Source organism: Chitinophaga chungangae, assembly GCF_017742215.1.
Taxonomy (GTDB): domain Bacteria; phylum Bacteroidota; class Bacteroidia; order Chitinophagales; family Chitinophagaceae; genus Chitinophaga; species Chitinophaga chungangae.
On sequence record NZ_JAGHKP010000001.1, the window covers coordinates 340,599 to 365,301 of the forward strand.

A 24,703-nucleotide genomic window follows, 5' to 3' on the forward strand; every position below is an offset into this window, starting at 1 on the left:
TCAACACTATTTAACGTTGACGAGTACCTTGATTTTCCCGGTGCCTGAAGCCAGCTCCTGCAAGGCTTTCCCGAGCACCTGGCCGGTTTTCACTTTGGAAGGATCGGCCTTCATCGCATAACCCGGTTTGCTGCTGGTAACCAGCAGGTCGCCGCGTTTGATCGGCCCGCCTTCGTCGCACACTTTGGTGGGTATTACGCCCACCACGCCCAGCGGCACCATATCCGTAATATCTTCCACGCCTTCTTTTTCCGTGAGCAGCACGCCCGGTTTGGTCGCATAAACGCCGGCTACCAGGGTGGAATATGCTTCTGCGGATTTTTCCATGGTACGGTCGGTGGAAGTGGAGATCACCATCACATCGCCTGGCTCATAAGCGGAAAGGTCGCCGGTTACATCGAATGTTTCAGCAAGGTCGGCGCCGCTGTTCTGCGTGCCTCCGTTGAAGAAACCGCGGCCGGCGGAGTTGATGCGGGCCACGTTCACGGAACCGGGGTTACCGGATCTGAACACGGCGATGGAGCCGTTGCTATGCTGCTCCACGGTGAGCACAGGATTGGTGTTTCCGGTATTGTAATTCACGAAACGGGCGGCCCTGCCATTACCGAAGTTAGGAACCCAGGCATAAATAGCGCTGCCGGTGCCGTCTGCCGTGGTTTCCACCCCATCGCCGGTATTGCTTGCATTGGCGGTGATGCCGTTGCCATTGCCGTCTGCGATGGCGATCAGCGCGGGACCGTTACCCGCAGGGTTGCTGGCGTGGAAGAGGCCCGCATACCCGCCGGTGCCGGAAGATATCCCGTAAATACCGGCTGTGCCGAAGTTGGCGAACTGCGAGTTTACCTCACCGCGCACTGCGGGGACGGTGGCAGTAATATTGTCTACCTTAAAATTGCCGGCAATGCCTTTACCGATAGTGGTGACGGTAACAACGTCGCTGGTGTTATTTTCATTGAAGTTGTTAAAACGACCCGCCCTGCCGGTCGCGAAAGAAGGCACCCAGGCGTACAACGCGTTGCCGGCCCCGTCTATGTTGGCTTCAACTGCATTCCCGTCTTTACTGGCATTAGCGGTGATAGCATTGCCGTTGCCGTCCTGGATCGCCACTACTGCCGGGCCATTGCCGCTGACGTTGGAAGAGTGGAACAGGCCCGCGAAACCGCCGGTGCCGGAAGATATCCCGAAGATGCCGGCCGCGCCGAAATTGCCGAAGATGGTTTTTACTTCACCCCGCACCGCGGCGGCCACGCTGTTGGTATTGTTTACCAGGAACGAAGCTGCGTTGCCCTGGGTATTGTCGGGAATATTGCCGTTGCCGTTGGTTTCTACCTCGAGCGTATTGCCCGTGGTGTTGGTCGCGTTAAAGTTCTCGAATCTTCCCGCCCGGCCGGTGCTGTTATTCAACCCCACCTGCCCGAGCACGCCTATGGCGGTGCCGGCTGTGTTGGTGGCTATAAAACCCCTCACGCCATAACCGCCGCCATCGTTGCGGCCTACCACCGCACCCGCGATATCGCTGGTAGTGCGGCCTACCACCGCTTCCCCACCGCCGTTGTTGTCGCCTACCACGCCCGCAGAAGTTTGTGTGCTGGTAATGCCATGCACGCCAAAACCAGCGACGGTAGAGCTGCGTACGCCCGCGCCGTTCCCTGTGGTGGTAACGTTCACAACCGTACCATTGCCTACTGTATTGGCAACCAGTACGCTATTGTTGTTGGCGTTATTGAAGATAGACATGTTCGCAGCGATGCCGTTGTTGCTGGTGGCATTAAGACCCGTGCCGGTATTGCTGTTCGCATATACGCCGTAACCGTTCGCGCTGGCATTGCCGTATACGCCCAGGCCGTTGGGCGTAGTACCGTAAACGCCCCACCCGGAGCCGTTCTGCGAGCCGTAAACGCCTACGCCAAGGCCGCCGGTGCCGTTGTTGATGCCTCTTACGCCCGCGGAGAACCCGCCCGGGCTGGTGCTGCTTACGATCCCTCTCACAGCCGCAATGTTGGAAGTGGTCGTGTTGTTCACGCCTTCAACGGATGTGCCGTCGCCATCGTTGGTGATGGAGAACAGCGTGCCCGCATTGTTTTCGGTCACGATATAAGGAAGCGTAAAACCGCCGCCGCCGGGGATGGTGGCGGGCGCCCAGTCAACGCCGTTGAACTTCAGCACCTGGTCTGCAACAGGCGCTACGTTCGTAACGCCTCTGCCTTGTATTTTCACTACCAACGGATTGGGATAAGTACCGCCCAGGTCGCCACCCGCAGGGCCGGCAAGGGCGCCCGCAGGGCCAACGGGGCCAACAGGACCGGCGGGACCAACCGGGCCAACCGGGCCTGCAACGCCGGCAGGGCCGGCAGGGCCCACCGCACCGGCGGGACCAACGGGGCCAACCGGACCAGCGGGGCCTGCAGGGCCTGCAACGCCGGCAGGACCGGCGGGACCTACCGCGCCAGCCGGGCCAACAGGGCCAACGGCACCAACAGGGCCAATGTCACCAACCGGGCCAACAGGACCTTCGGGACCTACCGCGCCGGCGGGACCAACGGGGCCAACCGGGCCGGCAGGGCCAGCGGGACCAGCTGCACCGGCGGGACCAACAGGGCCAACTGCTCCGGCAGGGCCAGCAGGGCCTGCGGGGCCGGCAACGCCGTTAGCGGAGAATTGTGCAAAGGGAACGCTCATCAGCTGGTTGGCGCCCAGTGCCACGAAACCGTTGCCGGAATTTACTTCCACCTGCAGGAACTGGTTGGCGTTCGCCCAGGGAACGGCTGCGAAAGTGCCGCTCACGGGCGTGCCACGGCCTACCTGCAAGCTGAAAAGGCCGAGGTTATTGGTGTTTACGTTATGAGTTTCCTGGTATTGAACCGGGCCGGCGGCGGAACCGCCGCGGATGGTGAACCGCACCGTCAATGGCTGGTTGCCTAGCACGGTGCCGTTGGTGTTGCGGGCTACGGCCTGGTAGTTAAAGCCAGACATCCCGTTCTGCGAAAAACTCTCCTGCGTGATCAGCAGCAGCATTGTTATGGCTAGGAATAGTATTTTTTTCATAGTGCTCAGTTTTTGGGTTTGGGGCTGTTTTCCGCGCCCTGGTCAATTTTGGGAACGATGGTTTTTGCTTTCAGGGCTTCGCGCTCCGCCTGTATCTCTTTGCCTGCATCTTCAGCGGATTTTGCGGAAGGCAGCGTGGCCGGCGCCGTTTTGCTGACGGGGCGGGCCGAACTGCCGCCTGCGGCTTTGCTGGTATTGGAAAATATGTACGCCCTGATCGCTTCCCGGTTGGCAAGCGTGGCCTCAACGGGCCTTACAGAAAGCGGGAGCGAATTTTCTTTGAGTTTGGCCTGGTCGGAGGCGTAATTGGGGAACAGGATGTCCCTCGTTTTTTGCTGCGCGCTGGCGGAATGCATGCCGAGCGCCGCAAAGAAGATGAATAGGAATAATGCTTTCATATTGAGGTGTTTGTGAGGTTAGTTGTTTCTGTTAAAAGGCGAATACATCAGCGTGAAGTTGAAGCTTCTCCTTCTTAGCTGACTGGTACCGGTGGGCATGAGGTAAGCCATGTCCACTTCAAAACCCTGGATATTCACCCCGATGCCCGCGGTGAAATGCTGGCGGTTGCCTTTGTCAGGATGTTCATAGAAATACCCCGTGCGCAGGAAAAACTTGCGCTGGTAGTTGTATTCTATGCCGCCGGCGATCGAAAATTCGCGCAGCTCTTCCTGGAACCCGCCGGGTGCATCGCCGAAGGAGGAAAAGATGGCATCCGCCACGCCCCGGTTGGGGTCTTTCCCCTTTTCGATCTCGCTGGTGGGCATGCCGTTGATATCCAGCTTGTAAATGGGCGGGGTGGGCACCAATAGCTTGTTGATGTCCGCGGCCAGGGTGAAGGTGTGGTCTTCGGTATGCACGAAGGAATACCCGCCGCCGATGCGGAGGTTCATGGGCAGGAAGGTCTTCTTCGTATTATCGTCCGAATATCGCAGCCTGGAGCCGAGATTGGTAAAGCTCACGCCCCAGCAATAGCGGTTGCCGCCTTCGATGTGGTTGGCGAAGCCCTGGTAATACAGGCCCACATCTCCCGCCACGGCGTTGGCCGGCTGCAGCTGCTGGCCGTTGAAGGTGCCGGAGCCCATTTCGCTACGGATATACCGCAGGGCCACTGCCAGGCTGAATTTTTCGCCGAGCTTGCGGGCGTAAGTGGCGTCGATGGCGTATTCCTTGGGCCGGTACTGCTGCAGTTCCATGCCGTTTTCGTCGCGGAAGGTAACGTCGCCGTAATTGAAATATTTAACGGAAAGGCCGATGCTTTGCTGCTCTTCAAAGGTTTTGAAGGCGGAAACGTAGGCCATATGCGTTTTTTGATCGTTGAGGTCGAACATCCAGGGGGCGTAGGACGCGCTCACGCCCCAATCCCCCGCGAAAGGCAGCTTGGCGGCGTTGCCGAATATGCTGTTGGCGTCCGGCTCTGCGCCGGTAACGGCGCCGCCCATGCCGCTGGTACGGGCATCGGGGTTAACGAGCAGGAAAGACGCGCCGACATTCAGCTGCTTTTGCTGGGTTTTTTGCGCCATCAACGGATGCACGGCCGCGAGGGTCACAAGTGCGATCATGATCAAATGCTTCATGGTGATCTGTTTTAGGCTACTGAACAATGAGTTTTTCGGTGAAAACATGCCCGTTCACCTTAAAGATGACCGTGTAGATGCCCGATGCGAGCTTATCTACAGGAGTGGGGATGGTGATCTTGCCGGCCCCGTACACCTTTACGTCCTGGTAGATCACCTGGCCGGCGGTATTCATGAGCATGAACACAACGGTGGCGTCTGTAAGGAGGTTAAAGGAGATCCTGACGGTAGTGAGCGCAGGATTGGGGAAAAGCATGAAATCCATAACGGGGTTGGCGCCCTGGGCCGGTTTGGGGATCACTTCGGGCTGGTGAAAGCCCTGGGTAAGCATCAGGCCGCTGCCGGGAAGCGTGAGCACGGCCGGCTCGCCGATGGTGTAATCCAGCAGGATGTTGCCGGCCGGGCCCGATCCGCCGCTGCTGGCCACCACTTCTCTCACGAGCACGAGCTGGGAACGGGCCGGCATCCAGGCGAGGGCGAGGAAAACCGCCATCAGCAAGAGTTTGGTAGAACAATGTTTCATACATGAATGGTTATGTGATGGTTAAGAAAACGCAATACAGAGCCATACGCAGGATTTACTGCGCGAAAACCTGAAAATCATGGCAATGAAATCCCTGGATGCAGATTTCGCGGCATAACTTTCATTGGAGAATGACAATAAACGGGCTGTAGGCAAGGAATAATGCTGCGTTCAGCCCGGGGTGCGCGCCCGGGGAAATGGTTACTGCACTGCGCCGGTCTTTTGGTTAGCAACCGGCTCTCGATCTTTCCGGTACCGGGTCGTTGATCGTTAAAACCGTTACAAACGGCCTGCCGGGGCATGTATTCGGTTCTGCCCGGCCATTTTATCGCTTATTCGGTCAATAGATAGTGTGTTAACATAATCGGGGTCCAAAATTTAACAACGCAAATGTAATTACAGACCGTCACCGGGGAAACCTTCATTTCATTTTTGGCGGGTTTGCCGTGACGGGCGGTTGGATTTCGATGACATTCTAACAATGCATGGCGTAAATTTGTTCCGGAAAATGCCGGGAATCCTTGTAAAGAGGTAGCTGCCGGCCTGGATGTCAAGCGTGTGGATATTTAACAATTATGCAAAGAATATCGGCTTTATTTATTGATAAATAATGATTACCTTTGCCCCCCAAATTGCATTACTTATAGTCATTTTACTTTTATGGCAGACTTAAGATTTCAAAGAAACTTTGGTATTGCGGCGCACATCGATGCCGGTAAGACCACTACCACAGAGCGTATCCTGTATTATACAGGGAAGACCCACAAAATCGGTGAGGTTCACGAAGGGGCAGCTACCATGGACTGGATGGCCCAGGAGCAGGAGAGAGGTATTACCATCACATCTGCTGCTACCACCTGTTTCTGGAACTTCCCGACCAACCAGGGCAAGAATACGCCAGATACCAAACAATATAAATTCAACATCATCGATACCCCGGGTCACGTGGACTTTACCGTGGAAGTAGAGCGCTCCCTGCGCGTACTCGACGGTCTGGTTGCGCTGTTCTGCGCCGTATCCGGTGTTGAGCCCCAGTCTGAGACCGTATGGCGCCAGGCGAACAAATACCGCGTTCCCCGCGTTGGTTTCGTTAACAAAATGGACCGCTCCGGCGCAGACTTCCTGAACGTGGTAAAACAGGTGAAGGAAATGCTCGGCGCAAACCCCGTTCCCCTGATGCTGCCGATCGGCGCTGAAGACAGCTTCAAAGGCGTGGTAGACCTGATCACCATGAAAGGTATCATCTGGGACGAAGAAGGTAAAGGCGCAACTTACCAGGAGATCGACATTCCCGCCGATATGAAGGACGAAGCCGAAGAATGGCGCGCGAAACTCGTTGAGGCGGTTGCTGAATACGACGACAAACTGATGGAGAAATTCTTCGAAGACCCCAATTCCATCTCCGAAGACGAGATCCATGAAGCGATCCGCAAAGCCACTATCGACATGGCGATCATCCCGATGATGTGCGGTTCTTCCTTCAAAAACAAAGGCGTTCAGAAAATGCTGGACGGCGTTTGCCGCTACCTGCCCTCCCCGATGGACGTTGAGGCTGTAAAAGGCACCAACCCGGACAACGGCGAGGAAATCGAGCGTCACCCCAACGCGAAAGAACCTTTCGCAGCCCTGGCGTTCAAGATCGCTACCGACCCCTTCGTGGGCCGTCTCGCGTTCTTCCGGGTGTATTCCGGCCGCCTGGACGGTGGTTCTTACGTACTGAACACCCGCACCGGCAAAAACGAGCGTATCAGCCGTATCATGCAGATGCACGCTAACAAGCAGAACCCGATCGACTTCATCGAAGCCGGCGATATCGGCGCTGCTGTTGGTTTTAAAGATATCAAAACCGGTGACACATTGTGCGCGGAAGATCATCCGATCGTTCTCGAATCCATGTCTTTCCCCGAGCCCGTGATCCACATCGCCATCGAGCCTAAAACTCAGGCGGACGTTGATAAAATGGGTATGGCTATCGCAAAACTGGTAGAAGAAGATCCTACCCTGAAAGCGAAAACCGACGAAGAAACCGGCCAGACCGTACTGAGCGGCATGGGTGAGCTCCACCTGGAGATCATCGTAGACCGTATGCGCCGCGAATTTAAAGTGGAAGTTAACCAGGGCGCTCCCCAGGTTGCTTACAAAGAAGCGCTCACCAAAAACGTTGAACACCGCGAGGTATTCAAGAAACAAACCGGTGGCCGTGGTAAATTCGCAGACATCCAGGTTGAGATCGGCCCTGCTGACGCAGAATGGCTGAAAGAAAACGAAGGCAAATCCTTCCAGTTCGTAAATGACATCTTCGGCGGTTCTATCCCGAAAGAGTTCATCCCCGCGGTACAGAAAGGCTTCGAACTGTCCATGAATAATGGCGTTCTCGCTAACTTCCCGCTCACGAGCCTGAAAGTGCGTTTGTTCGACGGTTCCTTCCACGCGGTGGACTCCGATGCAATGTCTTTCGAGCTTTGCGCCAAATCCGCCTTCCGTGAAGCCGGCCGTAAAGCCAAACCGGTTCTGCTCGAGCCTATCATGAAGGTAGAAGTAACCACTCCCGACCAGTACATGGGCGACGTAACGGGCGACCTGAACCGCCGCCGCGGTATGCTGGAAGGTATGGAAAGCCGCAACGGCGCACAGGTGATCAAAGCCAAAGTGCCCCTGAGCGAAATGTTCGGTTACGTAACGCAGCTGCGTTCACTGTCTTCCGGCCGCGCTACCTCCATCATGGAGTTCTCTCACTACAACCCCGCACCGAATAACATCGCTGAAGAAGTGGTGGCTAAGGTGAAAGGTAAAGTGAATGCCTAATCAGCACAAGTTGATAGATAGAAATAAGAAAAGGCCCCGGCGTATGCCGGGGCTTTTTTTGTGACTAGATTTTTTCATCCCCCTTCACGATTCTGGGTCGCTCACCTCGATGATCTTGCCGGGTGAAGTATCCGTGCAGATGTACACACGGCCGTACGGCGACACGCATACGTCGCGCAGGCGGCCGAACCGGTTGACGAAATAGTTTTTGGAACCGCTCACCGTTTGCCCGTCTGCAGAGAGTTTCAGCTGGTAGAGTGTGGCGTTTTTGAGGCTTACCAGTATCAGCGAATGTTTCCATTGCGGAATGCGGTCATGGTTATAATAATCCAGTCCCGAAAGCGCGAAAGTGCCGTTGCCCGTGCTCCAGATAGGTTGTTTTATATTGTTGGCGTTACAGAAATTCACCTCCCCGCCGTTGCAGGGCCCTTCCACATCTGGCCAGCCATAGTTGCGGTTCTTCTCTATAATATTCACCTCATCCTCCACACCCGCGCCATGCTCGGAAGCGTACAGGATGTTGTTCACATACACCAGCCCCTGCGGATTGCGGTGCCCCCGGCTCCAGACGGGGCTGCCGGCTACGGGATTATCGCCGGGTATGCTGCCGTCCAGGTTGAGGCGCAGCACCTTGCCGCTCAGCGATGCGTCCGTTTGCGCGTTGGAGGCGGTGCTGGCGTCGCCGGTGGTGTAATAGAGCTTCCGGTCCGGCCCGATCACCAGGCGCGAACCATTGTGAATGCCCGCCGCGGGGATGTTGCCGATGATCACCGTTGGCTGCGAAAGCGCGCCGTTCTGGTAAGTGTAACGCACCACTTTTTCCTTATACGGATTGCCGTAGTTGTACACCACGAACACATGCGGTGTTTGCGCGAAATCAGGGTGCAATACCATACCCAGCAGGCCGCCTTCGCCATTGGCCACGATGTCTGGCAGGGTGAGCAGGGGGTTCAGCTCACCGGTTTTGGGATCTACCCGGCTGATCTTGCCGCCTCTTTCCGTCATCCAAATGTGGTTATCTGGCCCCCAGAGGATCTCCCAGGGGCGGGAAATACCGTTATCCAGCACTACCCTCACTTTACCCGCCGGCCAGTCCGGGTCTTCTTCCGGCAGCGGGGGATTATTGTTCGAACTTTTTTTACAGGCGAGGCCGATGCCGAGAAGGCACAGGAAGAAGGTTGATATGGCCAGTGGTTTCATAGCGGCAGATTTATATAAGAAAACATCATAAAAAGCAACAAATTGTCTGCCAGCCTAAAAAAAAGGACCGGGCAGTCAACCTTTTCGTGGCGAGGATGTTAAAACTTAAAGCTATTGTATTCATAATCAACCATATCCTGTTATCCCACATGCCCTTGAATGTTCATTGCAAGCAAAAAACATCAAAAACAATTTACCATGAAGAAAATCGGTTACTTAACCCTCATCCTGGCAGGCATGTTATTTTCGACCAACATTAAAGCACAAACGCAAAAGGGGAATGTGCTGGTAGGCGCCCAGCTGGCTAATATCGGCGGTACATTCCAGGACGGCGGCAGTACCTTCAGCCTGAACCTGTCGCCACAGGCGGGATGGTTTATTAAAGACGACCTGGCTATCGGTCCCAAGGTAGACCTGGGGCTTACCACCGGCAACGGGTCCACTACCTTTACTTACGGCGTGGGTGCTTTCGGCCGGTATTATATCCGGGACAAAAGTATCGAGGTGATGGATAAAACCCGCTGGTTCCTGGAAGCCAACGTAGGCGTAAATGGCGTGAACGTAGACGTGGACGGCGGCAGCAGCACGAATACCAACGGTCTTGGCGTCGGTTTCGGGCCGGGACTGGCTTATTTCATCACGCCCAACATTGCGCTGGAAGCCTTGCTGAAATACGACCTCACGGTAGGATTCGGCAGTTCCACTACTGCGCACAGGGTAGGGCTGAACCTTGGATTCCAAATCTATTTGCCCGGCCGCAAAATGAAGCAGCAGATACAGTCTGACATGAGCAAATAGTACCTGAAAAGTTGGGAATATACTCCCGGGAACGGGCTGATACGCGCCATGGAGGCGGGTGTCAGTCCGTTTTCGTTTTTTGCGCGGTGGAGCGGGGCGGTTCGAAGCGCACGATCACCTTGTGTTTGGCGGTAACGGGCTTGCCGTCGAGCTTTGCGGGGATCCAGCGGGGCATTTTCTCCACGATGCGGACGGCCTCTTCTTCCAGGCCGTAGCCGATCACGTCTCCCAGGGTGCCGGCGTTGCCGACGGTGCCGTTGGACATAACGAGGAACTCTACGATAACGGCGCCGCCGATGCCGGCTTTGCGGGCTTCGGCGGGGTAGCGCATGTTTTTACGGATAAAATAGGCGAGGGCCTGGCCGCCGCCGCGGTATTGCGGCAGATTGCCAAGCTCGGGCGTGGGCACGTCGTAGGGTTTGCGTTTGGTATTGCCGAGGTCTACGTTGATGGGCATAGACACGTTGAGGCTCACGGGTTTACGGTTGAGGTAACCGGGCTGCCAGGGGGGCATGTTGCTGAAAAGGTTGATCACTTCCCGGTCCAGCTGCCGGAAGCCCGGCGTGCGGATGCGGGCATTGCTGATCTCGCCGGTATGCTCCACGACGAAATCGACGATAACGGTTACGATGGTATCGTTTTCGAGAAGGATATAGGGCACCACGAGGTGGCTGGCGATGTAGAGGCGGAGTTTGTCCGGCCCGCCGGGGAACTGGGGCAGCTGATCTGCCTGGATGTTCTCGTAAAATCCGGGATCGGGCTCGCGTGGGATGGAATCCTGCTGTTGGGCGAGGGCGGAGAGAGAAAAAAAGAGAAATATGGCGGCGAGGGTGATTTGCATGGCGGAAAGGGAGAAAAGGCCGGTTAAATGACTGGAAATAAAAAGGTTAAATAAAAGAGTTACCTTGCGGGCGTAAGCCGGGGCATGTATAAAACTATGGAAAGGGCGGCAAAAAGTCAATGATCCCTGGAAAATATCCTCTAAAATTATTTGTCGCAATTAAAATAAAGATTACCTTTGCCCTCCCAAATTGAGGGGTAATAAAGAAGAAGTTCATTGCATATGTCTCAGAGAATTAGAATCAAGCTGAAGTCCTACGATCACAACCTGGTGGATAAATCTGCCGAGAAGATCGTTAAAACCGTGCGTAACACGGGTGCCGTGGTAACAGGTCCTATTCCTTTACCTACAGAGAAGAAAATCTTTACGGTACTGCGTTCTCCGCACGTTAACAAAAAGGCGCGTGAGCAATTCCAGCTGTGTACGCATAAGCGTTTGTTGGACATTTACACTTCGTCTTCCAGGACGGTGGACGCGCTGAGCAAGCTCGACCTGCCTTCCGGCGTAGAGGTGGAGATCAAAGCGTAGGAGAAGGGCCTCAGCAGGGTGGGCAATCGAGCAGAAGTTTCATTGGCCGTTGAAAGGACGGAGAACTGCGAGATAGGAAGCCCGCCCGGGGTTGTTTTATGACGACAGCATCAACAATAGGTTACGCCTTCCGGGTAACCGCCCAATAGCATTTAAACCGCTCATCCTGAGGATAGCTAGAGATCCCTCAGGCGCTGGGCTAAATTATATAACACAATGAAAGGTATTATTGGTAAAAAGATTGGCATGACCAGCATCTTCGAGGCCAGCGGCAAACAGACCGCCGTTACCATTATCGAAGCCGGTCCCTGCGTGGTTACCCAGGTGAAATCCCAGAGCACCGACGGGTACGACGCTGTTCAGGTAGCATTTGGTGAGAAGAAAGAAAAGAACACCACCAAAGCTGAACAAAATCACTTCGCGAAAGCACAAACCTCCCCTAAACGTTACGTTACTGAATTCCGTAATCCGGATGCATCCGTGGCTAAAGCCCTGGGTGAAACGCTCACCTGCGATATATTCGCTGAAGGTGAGACGATCGACGTTGTGGGTACTTCCAAAGGTAAAGGTTTCCAGGGTGTTGTAAAACGTCATGGTTTCTCCGGTGTGGGCGAGGCTACGCACGGTCAGCACGACCGTCAGCGCGCTCCCGGTTCCGTGGGCGGTTCTTCTTATCCTTCCCGTGTATTCAAGGGTATGCGTATGGCTGGCCAGACCGGTAACGAAAGAGTGAAAGTGAAAGGCCTGAAGATCGTTAAGATATTCCCTGAGAAGAATTATATCCTGGTAAGTGGTTCCGTTCCCGGCCACATTGGTTCAATCGTTTTAATCCAGAAGTAACATGCAACTTGACATTTTAAATATAGAAGGTAAGAAAACCGGCCGTACCATCGAGCTCCCCGAAGAGATCTTTGGCGTAGAGCCGAACAACCACGTGATCTACCTGGCAGTAAAACAGTACCTGGCCGCCCAGCGTCAGGGTACGCACAAGGTAAAAACGCGTGCAGAGGTGAAAGGTGCTTCCCGCAAGCTGCACAAACAGAAAGGTACCGGCGGTTCCCGTAAAGGCAACATCCGTAACCCGCTTTATAAAGGCGGTGGTACCATCTTCGGTCCCAAACCTCACCGTTACGATATCAAACTGAACCGTAAGGTGAAAGACGTGGCGAAGATCTCCGCGCTTTCCACCAAGGCTAAGGAAAACAGCATCATCATCGTTGAAGACATCAACCTGAGCGCTCCTAAGACCAAGCAGTTCCAGTCTATCCTGGGCAACCTGAACATCAACGTTGCCGGCAAAAAAACCCTGGTGGTATTGCCCGAGTACAACGATAACGTATACCTGTCACTGCGCAACATCCCGACTGTGGACAGCACCGTGCTGAGCGACGTGAATACTTACGATATCATGAACAGCAACTTCCTGGTGTTCACCGAAAGCGCGGCGAAGATCTTCACAGAAGAGGCCGACGTGGTAGAAGGGTAAATAGTTTAAGTAAACAAAGCGCCGTGATGCGGGGTAAGACCCGGGGGCGGCGACAAAATAGAAACAGATGAGACCGTAAGGTCCCGTCTGACCGTTAACAAATCAAACAAGAACAGATGAAACTGTCTGATGTTTTAATCAAACCGGTGATTTCGGAGAAGGTAAACAAAGCTACCGAGAAGTTTAACCGCTTTTACTTCGTTGTTGACAAAAAAGCCAACAAACTGGAGATCAAAAAAGCAGTGGAAGATTTCTACGGGGTTACCGTTGCGGAAGTGAATACCATGGTAGTGCCCGGTAAGAACAAGACCCGTTTTACGAAAGCAGGTTTTATTTCCGGCCGCAAGCCTTCTTACAAGAAAGCTGTGGTTACCCTGGCAGAAGGAGAATCCATCGATCTGTATGCTAACATATAATATACCAGTGCCGTTAGCGGCGTAAGCCGTTAACCTGGATGTATATACAGATCAAATAACAATAGTCTATTAAATCATTGAATTAAGTAGAAAATGGCACTGAAAAAGTACAAACCGATTACAGCCGGTACCCGTTGGAAGATTGGCAACGCTTATGCGGAGCTGACCACGGACACTCCTGAGAAGAGCCTGCTGGCTCCGGCACAGAGAACCGGCGGTAGGAACGCACAGGGCAGAAGGTCTATGCGTTACATCGGCGGCGGTCACAAAAAACAATACCGTATCGTGGATTTTAAACGCGATAAAGTTAACATCCCCGCTACCGTTAAAACCATCGAGTACGATCCGAACCGTACCGCATTCATCGCGCTGCTGAACTATGCGGATGGCGAGAAGCGTTACATCATTGCCCCCCAGGGCCTGCAGGTAGGTTCTACCGTAGTGAGCGGACCTGAAGTTGCGCCTGAGCTGGGTAATGCGTTACCGTTGAAAAATATGCCTCTTGGTACCGTTGTGCACAACATCGAGCTGCAGCCTGGCAAAGGCGGTGCGATCGCACGCAGCGCCGGTGCATACGCACAGCTGAGCAACAAGGAGGAAAAATACGCTGTATTGAAAATGCCTTCCGGCGAGCTGCGCAAAGTGCTGAACACCTGCATGGCGACCGTAGGCACCGTTTCCAACTCAGATCACGGCCTGCAGTCCATCGGTAAAGCCGGTGCGAACCGCTGGAGAGGCATCAAGCCCCGTAACCGTGGTGTGGCGATGAACCCTGTGGATCACCCGATGGGTGGTGGTGAAGGTAAATCTTCCGGTGGTCACCCGAGGTCCAGGACCGGCAAATATGCGAAAGGCCTGAAAACCAGGAAAGCGCATAAGAGCTCAGACAAACTGATCATCAGCCGCAAAAACGGTAAGAAATTATAATTACGTATAACAGGTTCAGCCCTGGGCAACCGGGGTTGATCTTAAATAAACAAACACATGGGTCGTTCCATTAAAAAAGGTCCTTACGTAGACTTTAAATTAGAAAAGAAGGTAGAAAAACAGAACGAAGGCACCAAGCGTACGGTTATCAAAACCTGGAGCCGCCGTTCTACGATCACTCCTGATTTTGTGGGCCACACTTTTGCCGTACACAACGGTAACAAGTTCATCCCGGTTTACGTAACCGAGTTCATGGTGGGTCATAAGCTGGGTGAGTTTGCGCCTACCCGCAACTTCAAAGGACACGCTAACAAGAAAATGTAGTATCCGTTTTTAAAGTTTCCCGTTTTCGGTTCCGGATAAGTAAGAACAAAGAAAGGCGAAGGAAACAGCAGGACCGGAAGCTGAAACAAGAAACTTATATAACACAGAAACAAATAACAATGGAAGCAGTAGCTAAGCTGAATAATAATCCTACCTCCACCCGCAAAATGCGTTTGCTTGCAGACCTGATCCGCGGCCTGGATGTTGAGAAAGCTTTGAATATTTTGAAATTCCATCCTAAACACCCGAGCACTCCGCTGGAGAAGCTGTTGCTCAGCGCAGTGGCTAACTGGAAAGTGAAGAACGAAGGCGCGCGGGTAGAAGATGCCAACCTGTTCGTTAAAACCGTTTTTGTAGACGGTGGCCGTGTTCTGAAAAGAATGCGCCCGGCTCCGCAAGGCAGGGGTTACCGTATCCGCAAGAGAAGTAATCACGTAACGATTGTTGTGGACGGACGCCCGGTTCAACAATAAGGCAAACTGTAGGAAAAATTATATTTAAACTCATAGACAAATAAAACCAGAACATGGGTCAGAAAACAAATCCTATTGGTAACAGGTTAGGTATCATCAGAGGATGGGACTCTAATTGGTATGGCAGCAAAAAAGATTATGCTGTTAAACTGATCGAAGATAACAAGATCAGGACTTACCTGAATGCGCGTATCAACAAGGGCGGTATTTCCCGCGTGGTGATCGAGCGTACGCTGGGTAAGCTCATCATTACCATTCATACCTCCAAACCTGGTATCATCATAGGTAAAGGCGGTAACGAAGTGGATCGCATCAAGGAAGAGCTGAAGAAGCTGACCGGCAAAGAAGATGTACAGATCAACATTCTTGAGATCCGTCGCCCCGAAGTGGATGCAACCATCGTTGCTGAAACCATCGCAAAACAGATCGAAAGCCGCATCAACTATAAACGCGCCATCAAAATGGCGATCGCTACCGCTCTGCGCATGGGCGCGGAAGGTATCAAGGTGAAAGTAGGCGGCCGTTTGGGCGGTGCTGAAATCGCGCGTTCCGAAGAAATGAAACAAGGCCGTGTGCCCCTGCATACTTACCGCATGGACATCGACTATGCTTCCCTGTTCGCGCTGACCGTTTACGGTAAGATCGGCATCAAGGTATGGATCTGTAAAGGTGAAGTGCTGGGCAAACGCGATCTGAACCCGAATGCGGTTTCCGGTAAGGAAGAAGGCCAGCGTACAGGCGGCGATCATCACCGTGGTGGTGGAGACCGTGGCGGCCGTGGCGGTGAAAGGAGAGACAGGCCGGGTGGCGGCGACAGGAGAGGCGGTGGAGACCGTGGCCCGCGCAAATAATCACACAGCCTGAAGAAATATCATTTAAACAAACTTTTTAACAACATAAACGATGTTACAGCCCAAGAGAACGAAACACAGGAAGATGCACAAAGGCCGCATCAAAGGTAACGCAAAGAGGGGCGCTGCTCTTTCTTTCGGTTCATTCGGCCTCAAAGCATTGGAACCCAAGTGGATCACAGACAGGCAGATTGAAGCTGCCAGGGTGGCGCTGACCAGGTCTATGAAGCGTGAAGGTAACGTGTGGATCCGTATTTTCCCCGACAAGCCGATCACTGCCAAACCGTTAGAGGTGAGGATGGGTAAAGGTAAAGGTGCTCCCGATCACTGGGCGGCTGTTGTAAAACCCGGCCGTATCCTGTTCGAAGCAGACGGTGTGCCCTTAGACGTAGCGAAACAGGCTATGGAACTGGCTGCCCAGAAACTGCCGATCAAGGTGAAATTCGTAGTACGCCGCGATTACGTTGCTTAAGCAGCATCCAAAGCGGAATTTAACAAACCTGATAACCAGACAAAACTTTATAACAATGCCTAAAGCAAAACTGGACCTGAAAGGCCTGAGCGACCAGGATCTGAAAGACAAACTGTCTGAAGAATCGCTGCGCCTGAAAAAGGTATCGTTCAGCCATGCGGTAACGCCGATCGAGAACCCGATGAGCATCCGTTTCATGAGGAGAGAGATCGCGCGCATCCAGACGGAGATCCGCAGAAGAGAGCTGGGATTCTAGTAATTCCGGGGTGAGATAGTGATAGCTATTGGAACCGAGCAAACAATAAACAATTTTATAGCCGTGTAACAGCGGCCCGGAGGTAAAATAACTTTCAAAATGACCGAAAGAAAATTAAGAAAAACCAGGATTGGCGTAGTATCCAGCAACAAAATGGATAAGACTGTTTCCGTAAGCGTTGAGCGTAAAGTGAAACACCCGATCTATGGTAAGTTCGTAAAGAAGACCACCAAATTCATGGCACACGACGAAAAGAACGAGTGCAGCATTGGTGATACCGTACGGATTATGGAAACCCGTCCGCTGAGCAAGAACAAATGCTGGCGTATGGTGGAAATAATCGAAAAAGTAAAATAATTAATTATTTGTTTCAAGCTGCCGGTTGGAAGAGCCTGCAGCCGCTGCTAAACAATTCAAACGTATTACGATGATACAACAAGAATCAAGGCTGAACGTAGCAGATAACAGCGGTGCCAAAGAAGTACTCTGCATCCGCGTGCTCGGCAACTCCGGTCAGGACTATGCCGGTGTAGGCGATAAGATTGTAGTAACGGTAAAAGACGCCATCCCCGGTGGCGGTATGAAAAAAGGCACCGTAACCAAAGCTGTTATTGTTAGAACGAAGAAGAAGCTCCGTCGCCGCGACGGTTCTTACATCCGCTTCGACGACAATGCCGTTGTATTGCTGAACAACTCCGACGAGCCCCGCGGTACCCGTATTTTCGGTCCGGTTGCCCGAGAGCTTCGCGATAAAGGATACATGAAGATCATCTCCCTGGCGCCCGAGGTGCTTTAAGGAGTCGATATAATTGTTTCGGATCTTGGGTTCAAGCTTGGTAATAAAGGGATTAGATATACAAAATACCTTTATTTGAATGCTTAAATTCAAGATCCGAAATCTTTGCATATCTTTGCAGCCCGTTTCAAAAACGACAAAAAATATTAATCAAGCGGAGCCCAAGTTCTGCTTGGCGTTTAAACAAACAAACAGATGAAAACTAGATTTAAGCCTAAGTTCAACATTAAGAAAGGCGACCTGGTTGTGGTGGTTACCGGCGACGATAAAGACCGCACGAAGCCCCGCAAGGTGTTGGAGGTAATTACCGACAAATCCCGCGTACTGGTGGAAGGCGTGAACATTATCACCAAACACACCAAGCCGACTGCGCAGAATACCAAAGGCGGTATTGTTAAGCAGGAGGCGCCGATCGCTATTTCCAACGTAATGTTGTGGGATGCTAAGGCCGGCAAACCTACTCGTGTAGCTCGCCAGAGAGAAAACGGTAAAGTAGTTCGTATCGCTAAAAAATCAGGGGAGGTAATCAAATAATGGCAAACACATCATATCAACCCAGGCTGCAGGCGAAATACCGCACTGAAGTAGTAAGCGCGCTGCAAAAGAAATTCAACTATAAAAGCGTAATGCAGGTTCCCCGTCTTACCAAGATCTGCCTGAACCAGGGTATCAATGGTGCGGTGAGCGACAAGAAGCTGGTAGATATCGCAGTAGACGAAATGAGCCGCATCGCGGGTCAGAAAGCTATCGCGACCCTGTCTAAAAAAGACATCTCCAACTTCAAACTGCGTAAACATATGCCCATCGGCGCGCGTGTAACACTGCGCGGCGTGAACATGTACGAGTTCCTGGACAGGCTGATCGCCGTATCCCTGCCCCGCGTGCGTGACTTCAAAGGTGTGAACGAAAAAGCTTTCGACGGCCGTGGCAACTACACCCTGGGCGTTACCGAGCAGATCATCTTCCCGGAGATCGACATCGATAAAGTGACCAAGATCACCGGTATGGACATCACTTTCGTGACCACTGCCCAGACCAACGAAGAAGCTTACGAGCTGCTGAAAGAACTGGGTATGCCGTTCAAGAACATCAAAAAAGATAATCAATAATATCACATGGCAAAAGAATCCGTAAAAGCCAGACAAAGAAAGAGAGAGGCAATGGTAGCCAAGTTCGCTGAAAAACGCGCTGCATTGAAAGCAGAGGGTAACTATGCTGAACTGGACAAACTGCCCAAAAACGCTTCTCCCGTTCGCCTGCACAACCGTTGCCAGCTGTCCGGCCGCCCGAAAGGTTACATCCGTCAGTTCGGCATCTGCCGTAACATGTTCCGCGACATGGCGCTGGCAGGTAAGATCCCCGGCGTTCGCAAAGCTTCCTGGTAAGCAGCGCCGAAAGGCTTTAAGTAGTATTTGATTTTCCTTTCTATATCGATTGGATATCGCATTGTAATTCACATTTAGTAAACTAATCTAACAATGGTTACTGATCCAATAGCAGATTTTCTCACACGTATCCGCAACGCCCAGATGGCCAATCACAGGATCGTGGAAATTCCGGCTTCCAAACTGAAGAAACGTATTACCGAAATCCTGTACGACAAAGGATATATCCTGAAGTACAAATTCGAAGAAGATAACAAGCAGGGTCTCATCAAGATCGCGCTGAAATACGACCCGCAAACCAAGGTTCCTGCGATCCAGGACCTGCAGAGGATCTCCCGTCCCGGTCTGCGCCAGTATTCCAAACCCGGTGAGTTCAAACGCATCAAGAACGGTCTGGGCATCGCTATTATCTCCACTTCCAAAGGTGTGATGACCGACAAGGAAGCGAAATTGCAAAACGTAGGTGGCGAAGTAGTTTGCTTCGTTTATTAATATATTTTTTCCCGCTCCGCAGCAATGCAGGGCGGGATACGGCATATCTGACAATTAAGCCTTCTATACGGGCTGAACACGGGATGCCGGAATCACAACAATAAAACTGACGAACATGTCACGTATAGGCAGAGCTCCTATTAAATTGGCCAGCGGTGTAACGGTAAACGTTTCCGCTGCGAACGAGATCACTGTTAAAGGCCCGAAAGGCGAACTGAAACAGTTGATCGACCGCGATATCAAAGTGGAAGTGAAAGACGGTGAACTGAACATCGTTCGCCCGACCGACCAGATCCGCCACCGCGCCCTGCATGGTTTGTACCGTGCACTGATCGCCAACATGGTGACCGGCGTAACCGAAGGTTTCAAGAAACAACTGGAACTGGTAGGTGTGGGTTACAAGGCTGCGAACGCAGGTCAGTTGCTGGACTTATCTTTAGGTTATTCCCACAACATCATCTTCGAGGTTCCCAAAGAGCTGAAAGTGAGCACGCTCACCGAAAAAGGAAAGAACCCGCAGATCATGCTGGAAGGTATCGACAACCAGCTGCTGGGCCAGGTTGCCGCGAAAATCCGCAGCCTGCGCAAACCCGAGCCGTACAAAGGTAAAGGTGTGCGTTACAGCGACGAGGTGGTACGTAAGAAAGCAGGTAAATCTGCCGGTAAATAATCGTAGCCTCCGGTTGACTTTAAACAGAATTATTAAACCAGCGGCAGATACCGGTATAGCAATATTCCGGTATCTGCTCAACATAGTCCCGGCAGCATCGGGCCTTAAATACACTTAGTAATGATTACAAAACTTAACAGAAGACAGAATATCCGCTTCCGTATCCGTAAAAAGATCAGCGGAACTGCACAGAAACCGAGACTGTCTGTATTCCGCAGTAATTCAGACATCTATCTGCAGCTGATCGACGATACCACCGGCACCACCCTGGCGGCCGCTTCCACCCGTGAGAAAGGTATTACAGCCGCAGCAGGTAACAAATCAGAGAAAGCCAAGCTGGCGGGCGCTGCCCTGGCTGCGAAAGCTGTAGCGGTAGGCATTACCACCTGCGTTTTCGACAGGAGCGGTTACCTCTACCACGGCCGTGTAAAAGCTACTGCCGACGGCGCACGCGAAGGCGGCCTGCAATTCTAATACGTTAAAAGGATTAGAAGAATAAACAATCTGATATCGTAATTCTTATTAAATAAAAATGGCAAAGAATTCATTCAATAAAGTAAAAGCTGGCGATCTGGAGCTGAAAGAAAAGGTTGTGGCTATCAACAGGGTTACCAAAACCACCAAAGGCGGCCGTACTTTCAGTTTCTCCGCGCTGGTAGTAGTTGGTAACGAGAACGGTGTAGTGGGTCACGGTCTTGGCAAAGCCAAGGAAGTGCAGGAAGCGATCACCAAAGGTATCGACGACGCGAAGAAGAACCTGATCAAGATCCCGATACATCACGGTACAATTCCTCACGACCAGCTGGCGAAGGAAGGTGCTGCGAAAGTGCTGATCAAACCGGCCGCACATGGTACCGGCGTGATCGCAGGTGGTTCTATGCGCGCCGTGCTGGAAAGCGCAGGCATCACCGACGTACTGGCAAAATCCCTGGGCTCCGCTAACCCCCACAACGTGGTAAAAGCGACCTTCAAAGCCCTTGGCATGCTGCGCGAGCCGATCGTTATCGCAAGGACGCGCAACGTGTCTATGAAAAAAGTATTCAACGGTTAAGCAAAGATTCCAAATCCTGCGCGCACTGCTGAAACAGGAGCGCAGTATTCCTAATCGGAAATATTAAAAGAAAATGGCAAAGATCAAGATCACCCAGGTAAAAAGCGGTATCGATCGTCCTGAGCGCCAGAAGCTGACCCTGTTGGCACTCGGCCTGAAGAAGATGAACAATTCCGTAGAAGTGGAAGCTACCCCCCAGATCCTGGGCATGGTACGCAAAGTGAACCATCTGGTTAAAGTGGAAGAAGTGAATGCTTAGTGTAAAATTTTGATGATTACATTGACATTCTACTTTTTTAAATTATCATTGTAAAAGCGAGCGGTTGATTTCCGCGTAAGTAAAACAATTCAAGACTATGAACTTACAGAATTTAAGGCCTGCAAAAGGCGCAGTACATAAAGAGAAACGTTTGGGCCGTGGTGAAGCTTCCGGTAAAGGCGGTACCGCCACGAAAGGTAACAAAGGTGCGCAATCCAACACCGGTTACTCCAGCAAAAGAGGCCACGAAGGCGGTCAGATGCCTATCCAGCGCCGTCTGCCGAAACGCGGTTTTATCCCTATCGACCGTACTGAATATAAAGTGTTCAACATCGGCCAGCTTGACCAGATCATCGAGAAATACGGTATCCAGGAATTCTCCCTGGAAAACCTGTATATGAACGGCCTGATCAGCAAGACCAACAAAGTGAAAGTGCTCGGCCACGGAGAACTGAAAAGCAAAGTAACGCTGAAAGTGAACGCGATCAGCGAGAAAGCCAAATCAGCCATCGAAGCAGCCGGTGGATCTGTAGAACTGGTTTAAGAAATTACGATAGAGAAGGCGCCTACGGAGTAGTGCGTCTTTTCGAATTTTAACACGCGTTATTAAACTCTTATCTTCCTGTGAAGAAATTTATCGAAACCATAAAGAACATCTGGAGCATCGAGGACCTGCGCAAGCGCATTCTCACCACGCTGCTCCTGGTACTTGTGTACCGTGTGGGCTCCTATATCACCCTTCCCGGTCTCGATCCCAACCAACTGGCCAACTTCTCCGAAACGTCCCAAAAAGGCATTCTCGGTCTGTTCAACATGTTCGCCGGGGGATCCTTTTCGCGTGCTTCCATCTTCGCACTGGGCATCATGCCGTACATCTCGGCATCCATCGCCATCCAGCTGCTGACCATCGCTGTTCCCTACTTCCAGAAACTGCAGAAGGAAGGAGACAGCGGCCGCAAAAAGATCAACCAGTACACCCGCCTGCTCACCGTGATCGTGACCGCCTTCCAGGCCAGCGCATACGTTGCTTACCTGAGAACGCAGTCCACCTCGGCGCTGATACCCGAATACGGTACCTTCCTGTTCTGGCTCTCCACAACGGTTGTGCTTACCGCAGGTACGATGTTCGTAATGTGGCTGGGTGAAAAGATCACGGATAAAGGGATTGGTAACGGTACTTCCATCATCATCATGGTGGGCATCCTCGCCCGTCTCCCCGAAGCCCTGTTGCAGGAGTTCACCCTGAAAACGACTGGCGCAGGCGGCGGCCTCCTCATCTTCCTCGTGGAACTCGCATTCTTCATCCTGATCACCATCGGCCTCATCCTGCTGGTACAGGGCACGCGCAAGATACCCGTGAACTATGCAAAACGCATCGTCGGTAATAAACAATATGGCGGTGTACGCCAGTTCATTCCCCTCAAAGTGAATGCAGCTGGTGTAATGCCCATCATCTTCGCCCAGGCCATCATGTTCATTCCCGCCACCGCCATCGGGTTCGCTACGCAAAGCGACAGCGCTTCCGGCTTCATCCGCATTTTCAGCGACCATACCAATCCCTGGTATAACGTGATCTATGCGGTGCTGGTAGTCGTGTTCACTTTCTTCTATACGGCGCTCATTTTCAACCCCACCCAAATGGCGGATGAAATGAAAAAGAACAACGGTTTCATCCCCGGTGTTAAACCCGGTAAAGCGACCGCCGATTACATCGGCGCCGTGATGGACCGCATCACCCTGCCGGGCGCGTTTTTCCTCGCCGTGGTAGGTATCATGCCGGGCATCGCCGCCGCACTGAGGATCAACAGCAACTTCGCCACCTTCTTCGGCGGTACGTCACTGCTGATCATGGTAGGCGTAATTCTCGACACCCTGCAGCAGATCGAAAGCCAGCTGCTCATGCGCCATTACGACGGCCTTATGAGCTCCGGCCGCATCAAAGGCAGAACAACGCCGGCCAACGCCTGATAAACAGCTTACATCATATTGGCAGCCATCCGGAACCCGGGTGGCTGTTTTGTTATTATTGACTAACTTCGCATGTTATGATCCATTATAAAACGAAAGAAGAAATCGAGCTCATCCGCGAAAGCGCGCAGCTTGTGAGCGCTACCCTCGCCGAAGTGGCCGCCAGGCTGAAGCCGGGGATGAGCACATTGGATGTGGACGCCATTGCCGAAACATTCATCCGCGATCATGGAGCGGTGCCCTCGTTTAAAAACTATAAAGGTTTTCCCAATACCTGCTGCATATCCGTGAACGAAGCCGTGGTGCACGGCATTCCCAACGCCTACACGCTGCGCGACGGAGACATCGTGTCGGTTGACGTAGGCGTGTTCAAGAACGGTTTTCATGGAGACAGCGCTTATACCTTCGCCATCGGGGAAATACCCCCGCATGTGCAGAAACTGATGGCCGCTACCAAAACGGCGCTGGCCAAAGGCGTCGAAAAGGCCGTGGTGGGAAACCGTGTGGGAGACATTGCGTATGCCATCCAGGAATACGTGGAAAAGGTGAGGGGCTACGGTGTGGTACGCGAGCTGGTAGGGCATGGCCTGGGCCGCAACCTGCATGAAGACCCCCAGGTGCCTAATTACGGGCGCAGGGGCAGCGGAGCGGTGCTGAAAGAAGGGCTGGTGATCGCCATCGAGCCGATGGTGAACCTGGGCACGCGCGATGTGGAATACCTGGAAGACGGCTGGACGGTGGTAACGCGCGACCGCAAGGCGAGCGTACATTACGAACATACGGTGGCCGTGGCGAAAGGGAAACCGGACCTGTTGTCTACCTTCGCAAACATTGAATTGGCTGAAAAGGGAAATACCGCGTTATTTTCCGGGCATATTCCGGCGACTGTATCCTGAGGCAAGGGGGCGCGGGATGTGGAAAAATCCGTATATTCGCAGGCTGCTGAAGGGAAAAAGAGAAAAAGCCTGCTATATCCCCGGTTACTGATTATATAGTTTTCAGCTTTATAAGTTACTGGAACAGAAGAGCTTTCATCAAGCGAGGTGGATATTTTTAAAAGTTATCCACACAGCGAGGCTTTTTCGAAGATTATTTCCCGTAATTTTTTCGGTTTCAGAAACTTTTATGGTATCTTTGCATTCCTAAAAATTTTTATGGCGAAACAGGCATTGATCAAACAGGATGGTATTATTCTCGAAGCCTTATCAAATGCGATGTTCCGGGTTAAACTGGAGAACGGACATGAGATTTTGGCCACCATTTCTGGAAAAATGAGGATGCACTATATTCGCATCCTGCCGGGAGATAAGGTTGGTGTAGAGATGAGCCCTTACGATTTGAGCAGGGGTCGTATAATTTTCAGGTACAAGTAAGAAACAACTCTGGTAGATTTATAACAATTGACTCATGAAAGTAAGAGCTTCCATCAAAAAAAGAAGTGCAGATTGCAAGATCGTTCGCCGCAAGGGTAAACTGCTGGTGATCAACAAAAAGAATCCCCGTTTTAAGCAACGTCAGGGTTAATCGCATCTGTATCTATTAAATCGAATAAAAACTAAACAA

General features: G+C 52.3%; 33 protein-coding genes. 27 read left to right on the plus strand and 6 right to left on the minus strand.

Features of this window, described 5'->3' with window-relative positions:
- Nucleotides 1-6 precede the first annotated feature (6 nt).
- The 4 genes from J7I43_RS01505 to J7I43_RS01520 are packed head-to-tail and all read right to left on the minus strand — an operon-like array spanning nt 7 to nt 5,142.
- Complete coding sequence (locus tag J7I43_RS01505; protein ID WP_209142530.1) at nt 7-3,045, minus strand: collagen-like protein; 3,039 nt, start codon at nt 3,043-3,045, stop codon at nt 7-9.
- A 5-nt stretch (nt 3,046-3,050) separates the two neighbouring features.
- Nucleotides 3,051-3,443, minus strand: a complete 393-nt coding sequence (locus J7I43_RS01510) for a hypothetical protein (protein WP_209142532.1) — start codon at nt 3,441-3,443, stop codon at nt 3,051-3,053.
- Between the two features lie 18 nt (nt 3,444-3,461).
- Nucleotides 3,462-4,619 carry a type IX secretion system outer membrane channel protein PorV gene (gene porV / locus J7I43_RS01515; protein ID WP_209142534.1) on the minus strand — a complete coding sequence of 386 codons (1,158 nt, stop codon included), beginning with the start codon at nt 4,617-4,619 and terminating at the stop codon, nt 3,462-3,464.
- Nucleotides 4,620-4,635: 16 nt separating this feature from the next.
- The gene (locus tag J7I43_RS01520) at nt 4,636-5,142 is read right to left on the minus strand and encodes a T9SS type A sorting domain-containing protein (RefSeq protein ID WP_209142536.1); all 507 of its coding nucleotides are present in this window, start codon (nt 5,140-5,142) and stop codon (nt 4,636-4,638) included.
- Nucleotides 5,143-5,802: 660 nt separating this feature from the next.
- Between J7I43_RS01520 and fusA the strand changes: the two genes are divergently transcribed.
- On the plus strand, nt 5,803-7,947 hold the full coding sequence (gene fusA, locus J7I43_RS01525) for an elongation factor G (RefSeq protein ID WP_209142538.1): 2,145 nt from the start codon (nt 5,803-5,805) through the stop codon (nt 7,945-7,947).
- A gap of 84 nt (nt 7,948-8,031) precedes the next feature.
- On the opposite strand, the gene J7I43_RS01530 is transcribed toward fusA, so the two are convergent.
- Nucleotides 8,032-9,147, minus strand: coding sequence for a PQQ-dependent sugar dehydrogenase (locus tag J7I43_RS01530; protein ID WP_209142540.1), 1,116 nt, complete (start codon nt 9,145-9,147; stop codon nt 8,032-8,034).
- A 198-nt stretch (nt 9,148-9,345) separates the two neighbouring features.
- Between J7I43_RS01530 and J7I43_RS01535 the strand changes: the two genes are divergently transcribed.
- Nucleotides 9,346-9,945: an outer membrane beta-barrel protein gene (locus J7I43_RS01535; RefSeq protein WP_209142542.1), complete on the plus strand. Its 600-nt coding sequence runs from the start codon at nt 9,346-9,348 to the stop codon at nt 9,943-9,945.
- A gap of 61 nt (nt 9,946-10,006) precedes the next feature.
- Here the strand turns inward: J7I43_RS01535 and J7I43_RS01540 are convergent, their stop codons facing one another.
- Nucleotides 10,007-10,786 (minus strand): energy transducer TonB, encoded by a 780-nt coding sequence (locus J7I43_RS01540; protein ID WP_209142544.1) that lies wholly within the window; start codon nt 10,784-10,786, stop codon nt 10,007-10,009.
- A 222-nt stretch (nt 10,787-11,008) separates the two neighbouring features.
- On the opposite strand from J7I43_RS01540, the gene rpsJ reads away from it, so the two are divergent.
- The 25 genes from rpsJ (at nt 11,009) to rpmJ (ending at nt 24,664) form a co-directional block, all read left to right on the plus strand.
- The gene (rpsJ, locus tag J7I43_RS01545) at nt 11,009-11,314 is read left to right on the plus strand and encodes a 30S ribosomal protein S10 (protein ID WP_012789286.1); all 306 of its coding nucleotides are present in this window, start codon (nt 11,009-11,011) and stop codon (nt 11,312-11,314) included.
- A gap of 216 nt (nt 11,315-11,530) precedes the next feature.
- A complete protein-coding gene (gene rplC / locus J7I43_RS01550) occupies nt 11,531-12,154 on the plus strand; it encodes a 50S ribosomal protein L3 (RefSeq protein ID WP_209142546.1) in 624 nt (207 codons plus the stop codon).
- 1 nt (nt 12,155) lies between these two features.
- On the plus strand, nt 12,156-12,800 hold the full coding sequence (gene rplD / locus J7I43_RS01555) for a 50S ribosomal protein L4 (protein WP_209142548.1): 645 nt from the start codon (nt 12,156-12,158) through the stop codon (nt 12,798-12,800).
- A gap of 116 nt (nt 12,801-12,916) precedes the next feature.
- Nucleotides 12,917-13,216, plus strand: a complete 300-nt coding sequence (gene rplW / locus J7I43_RS01560) for a 50S ribosomal protein L23 (RefSeq protein WP_209142549.1) — start codon at nt 12,917-12,919, stop codon at nt 13,214-13,216.
- A 93-nt stretch (nt 13,217-13,309) separates the two neighbouring features.
- Nucleotides 13,310-14,143 carry a 50S ribosomal protein L2 gene (gene rplB / locus J7I43_RS01565; protein WP_209142551.1) on the plus strand — a complete coding sequence of 278 codons (834 nt, stop codon included), beginning with the start codon at nt 13,310-13,312 and terminating at the stop codon, nt 14,141-14,143.
- Between the two features lie 57 nt (nt 14,144-14,200).
- Nucleotides 14,201-14,467: a 30S ribosomal protein S19 gene (rpsS, locus tag J7I43_RS01570; protein WP_120516921.1), complete on the plus strand. Its 267-nt coding sequence runs from the start codon at nt 14,201-14,203 to the stop codon at nt 14,465-14,467.
- 119 nt (nt 14,468-14,586) lie between these two features.
- Nucleotides 14,587-14,940 carry a 50S ribosomal protein L22 gene (gene rplV, locus J7I43_RS01575; RefSeq protein ID WP_209142553.1) on the plus strand — a complete coding sequence of 118 codons (354 nt, stop codon included), beginning with the start codon at nt 14,587-14,589 and terminating at the stop codon, nt 14,938-14,940.
- Between the two features lie 53 nt (nt 14,941-14,993).
- Nucleotides 14,994-15,791 (plus strand): 30S ribosomal protein S3, encoded by a 798-nt coding sequence (gene rpsC, locus J7I43_RS01580; protein WP_209142555.1) that lies wholly within the window; start codon nt 14,994-14,996, stop codon nt 15,789-15,791.
- A 52-nt stretch (nt 15,792-15,843) separates the two neighbouring features.
- Complete coding sequence (rplP, locus tag J7I43_RS01585) at nt 15,844-16,263, plus strand: 50S ribosomal protein L16 (protein ID WP_209142557.1); 420 nt, start codon at nt 15,844-15,846, stop codon at nt 16,261-16,263.
- A gap of 55 nt (nt 16,264-16,318) precedes the next feature.
- A complete protein-coding gene (gene rpmC, locus J7I43_RS01590; protein ID WP_209142559.1) occupies nt 16,319-16,519 on the plus strand; it encodes a 50S ribosomal protein L29 in 201 nt (66 codons plus the stop codon).
- Between the two features lie 99 nt (nt 16,520-16,618).
- A complete protein-coding gene (rpsQ, locus tag J7I43_RS01595) occupies nt 16,619-16,876 on the plus strand; it encodes a 30S ribosomal protein S17 (RefSeq protein WP_120516916.1) in 258 nt (85 codons plus the stop codon).
- Between the two features lie 70 nt (nt 16,877-16,946).
- Nucleotides 16,947-17,315, plus strand: coding sequence for a 50S ribosomal protein L14 (gene rplN / locus J7I43_RS01600; protein WP_109698268.1), 369 nt, complete (start codon nt 16,947-16,949; stop codon nt 17,313-17,315).
- 195 nt (nt 17,316-17,510) lie between these two features.
- A complete protein-coding gene (rplX, locus tag J7I43_RS01605; RefSeq protein ID WP_209142561.1) occupies nt 17,511-17,849 on the plus strand; it encodes a 50S ribosomal protein L24 in 339 nt (112 codons plus the stop codon).
- The gene (gene rplE / locus J7I43_RS01610; RefSeq protein ID WP_209142563.1) at nt 17,849-18,424 is read left to right on the plus strand and encodes a 50S ribosomal protein L5; all 576 of its coding nucleotides are present in this window, start codon (nt 17,849-17,851) and stop codon (nt 18,422-18,424) included. The genes rplX and rplE overlap by 1 nt, the downstream gene beginning before the upstream one ends.
- 6 nt (nt 18,425-18,430) lie before the next feature.
- Entirely contained in the window at nt 18,431-18,700 is a 270-nt protein-coding gene (gene rpsN / locus J7I43_RS01615; RefSeq protein WP_123848634.1) for a 30S ribosomal protein S14, read from the plus strand.
- 93 nt (nt 18,701-18,793) lie between these two features.
- Nucleotides 18,794-19,192 (plus strand): 30S ribosomal protein S8, encoded by a 399-nt coding sequence (rpsH, locus tag J7I43_RS01620; RefSeq protein WP_209142565.1) that lies wholly within the window; start codon nt 18,794-18,796, stop codon nt 19,190-19,192.
- A 115-nt stretch (nt 19,193-19,307) separates the two neighbouring features.
- A complete protein-coding gene (gene rplF / locus J7I43_RS01625) occupies nt 19,308-19,862 on the plus strand; it encodes a 50S ribosomal protein L6 (protein ID WP_209142567.1) in 555 nt (184 codons plus the stop codon).
- A gap of 120 nt (nt 19,863-19,982) precedes the next feature.
- Nucleotides 19,983-20,336, plus strand: coding sequence for a 50S ribosomal protein L18 (gene rplR, locus J7I43_RS01630; RefSeq protein WP_209142569.1), 354 nt, complete (start codon nt 19,983-19,985; stop codon nt 20,334-20,336).
- A 58-nt stretch (nt 20,337-20,394) separates the two neighbouring features.
- The gene (gene rpsE / locus J7I43_RS01635; RefSeq protein WP_209142571.1) at nt 20,395-20,913 is read left to right on the plus strand and encodes a 30S ribosomal protein S5; all 519 of its coding nucleotides are present in this window, start codon (nt 20,395-20,397) and stop codon (nt 20,911-20,913) included.
- A gap of 73 nt (nt 20,914-20,986) precedes the next feature.
- Nucleotides 20,987-21,172, plus strand: a complete 186-nt coding sequence (gene rpmD, locus J7I43_RS01640) for a 50S ribosomal protein L30 (protein ID WP_209142573.1) — start codon at nt 20,987-20,989, stop codon at nt 21,170-21,172.
- Between the two features lie 97 nt (nt 21,173-21,269).
- Nucleotides 21,270-21,716: a 50S ribosomal protein L15 gene (rplO, locus tag J7I43_RS01645; RefSeq protein WP_209142575.1), complete on the plus strand. Its 447-nt coding sequence runs from the start codon at nt 21,270-21,272 to the stop codon at nt 21,714-21,716.
- An 80-nt stretch (nt 21,717-21,796) separates the two neighbouring features.
- The gene (secY, locus tag J7I43_RS01650; protein WP_209142577.1) at nt 21,797-23,140 is read left to right on the plus strand and encodes a preprotein translocase subunit SecY; all 1,344 of its coding nucleotides are present in this window, start codon (nt 21,797-21,799) and stop codon (nt 23,138-23,140) included.
- A 77-nt stretch (nt 23,141-23,217) separates the two neighbouring features.
- Nucleotides 23,218-24,036 carry a type I methionyl aminopeptidase gene (map, locus tag J7I43_RS01655; protein WP_209142579.1) on the plus strand — a complete coding sequence of 273 codons (819 nt, stop codon included), beginning with the start codon at nt 23,218-23,220 and terminating at the stop codon, nt 24,034-24,036.
- 258 nt (nt 24,037-24,294) lie between these two features.
- Complete coding sequence (infA, locus tag J7I43_RS01660) at nt 24,295-24,513, plus strand: translation initiation factor IF-1 (RefSeq protein WP_012789309.1); 219 nt, start codon at nt 24,295-24,297, stop codon at nt 24,511-24,513.
- A gap of 34 nt (nt 24,514-24,547) precedes the next feature.
- The gene (gene rpmJ, locus J7I43_RS01665) at nt 24,548-24,664 is read left to right on the plus strand and encodes a 50S ribosomal protein L36 (protein WP_072360626.1); all 117 of its coding nucleotides are present in this window, start codon (nt 24,548-24,550) and stop codon (nt 24,662-24,664) included.
- Nucleotides 24,665-24,703: the final 39 nt, after the last annotated feature.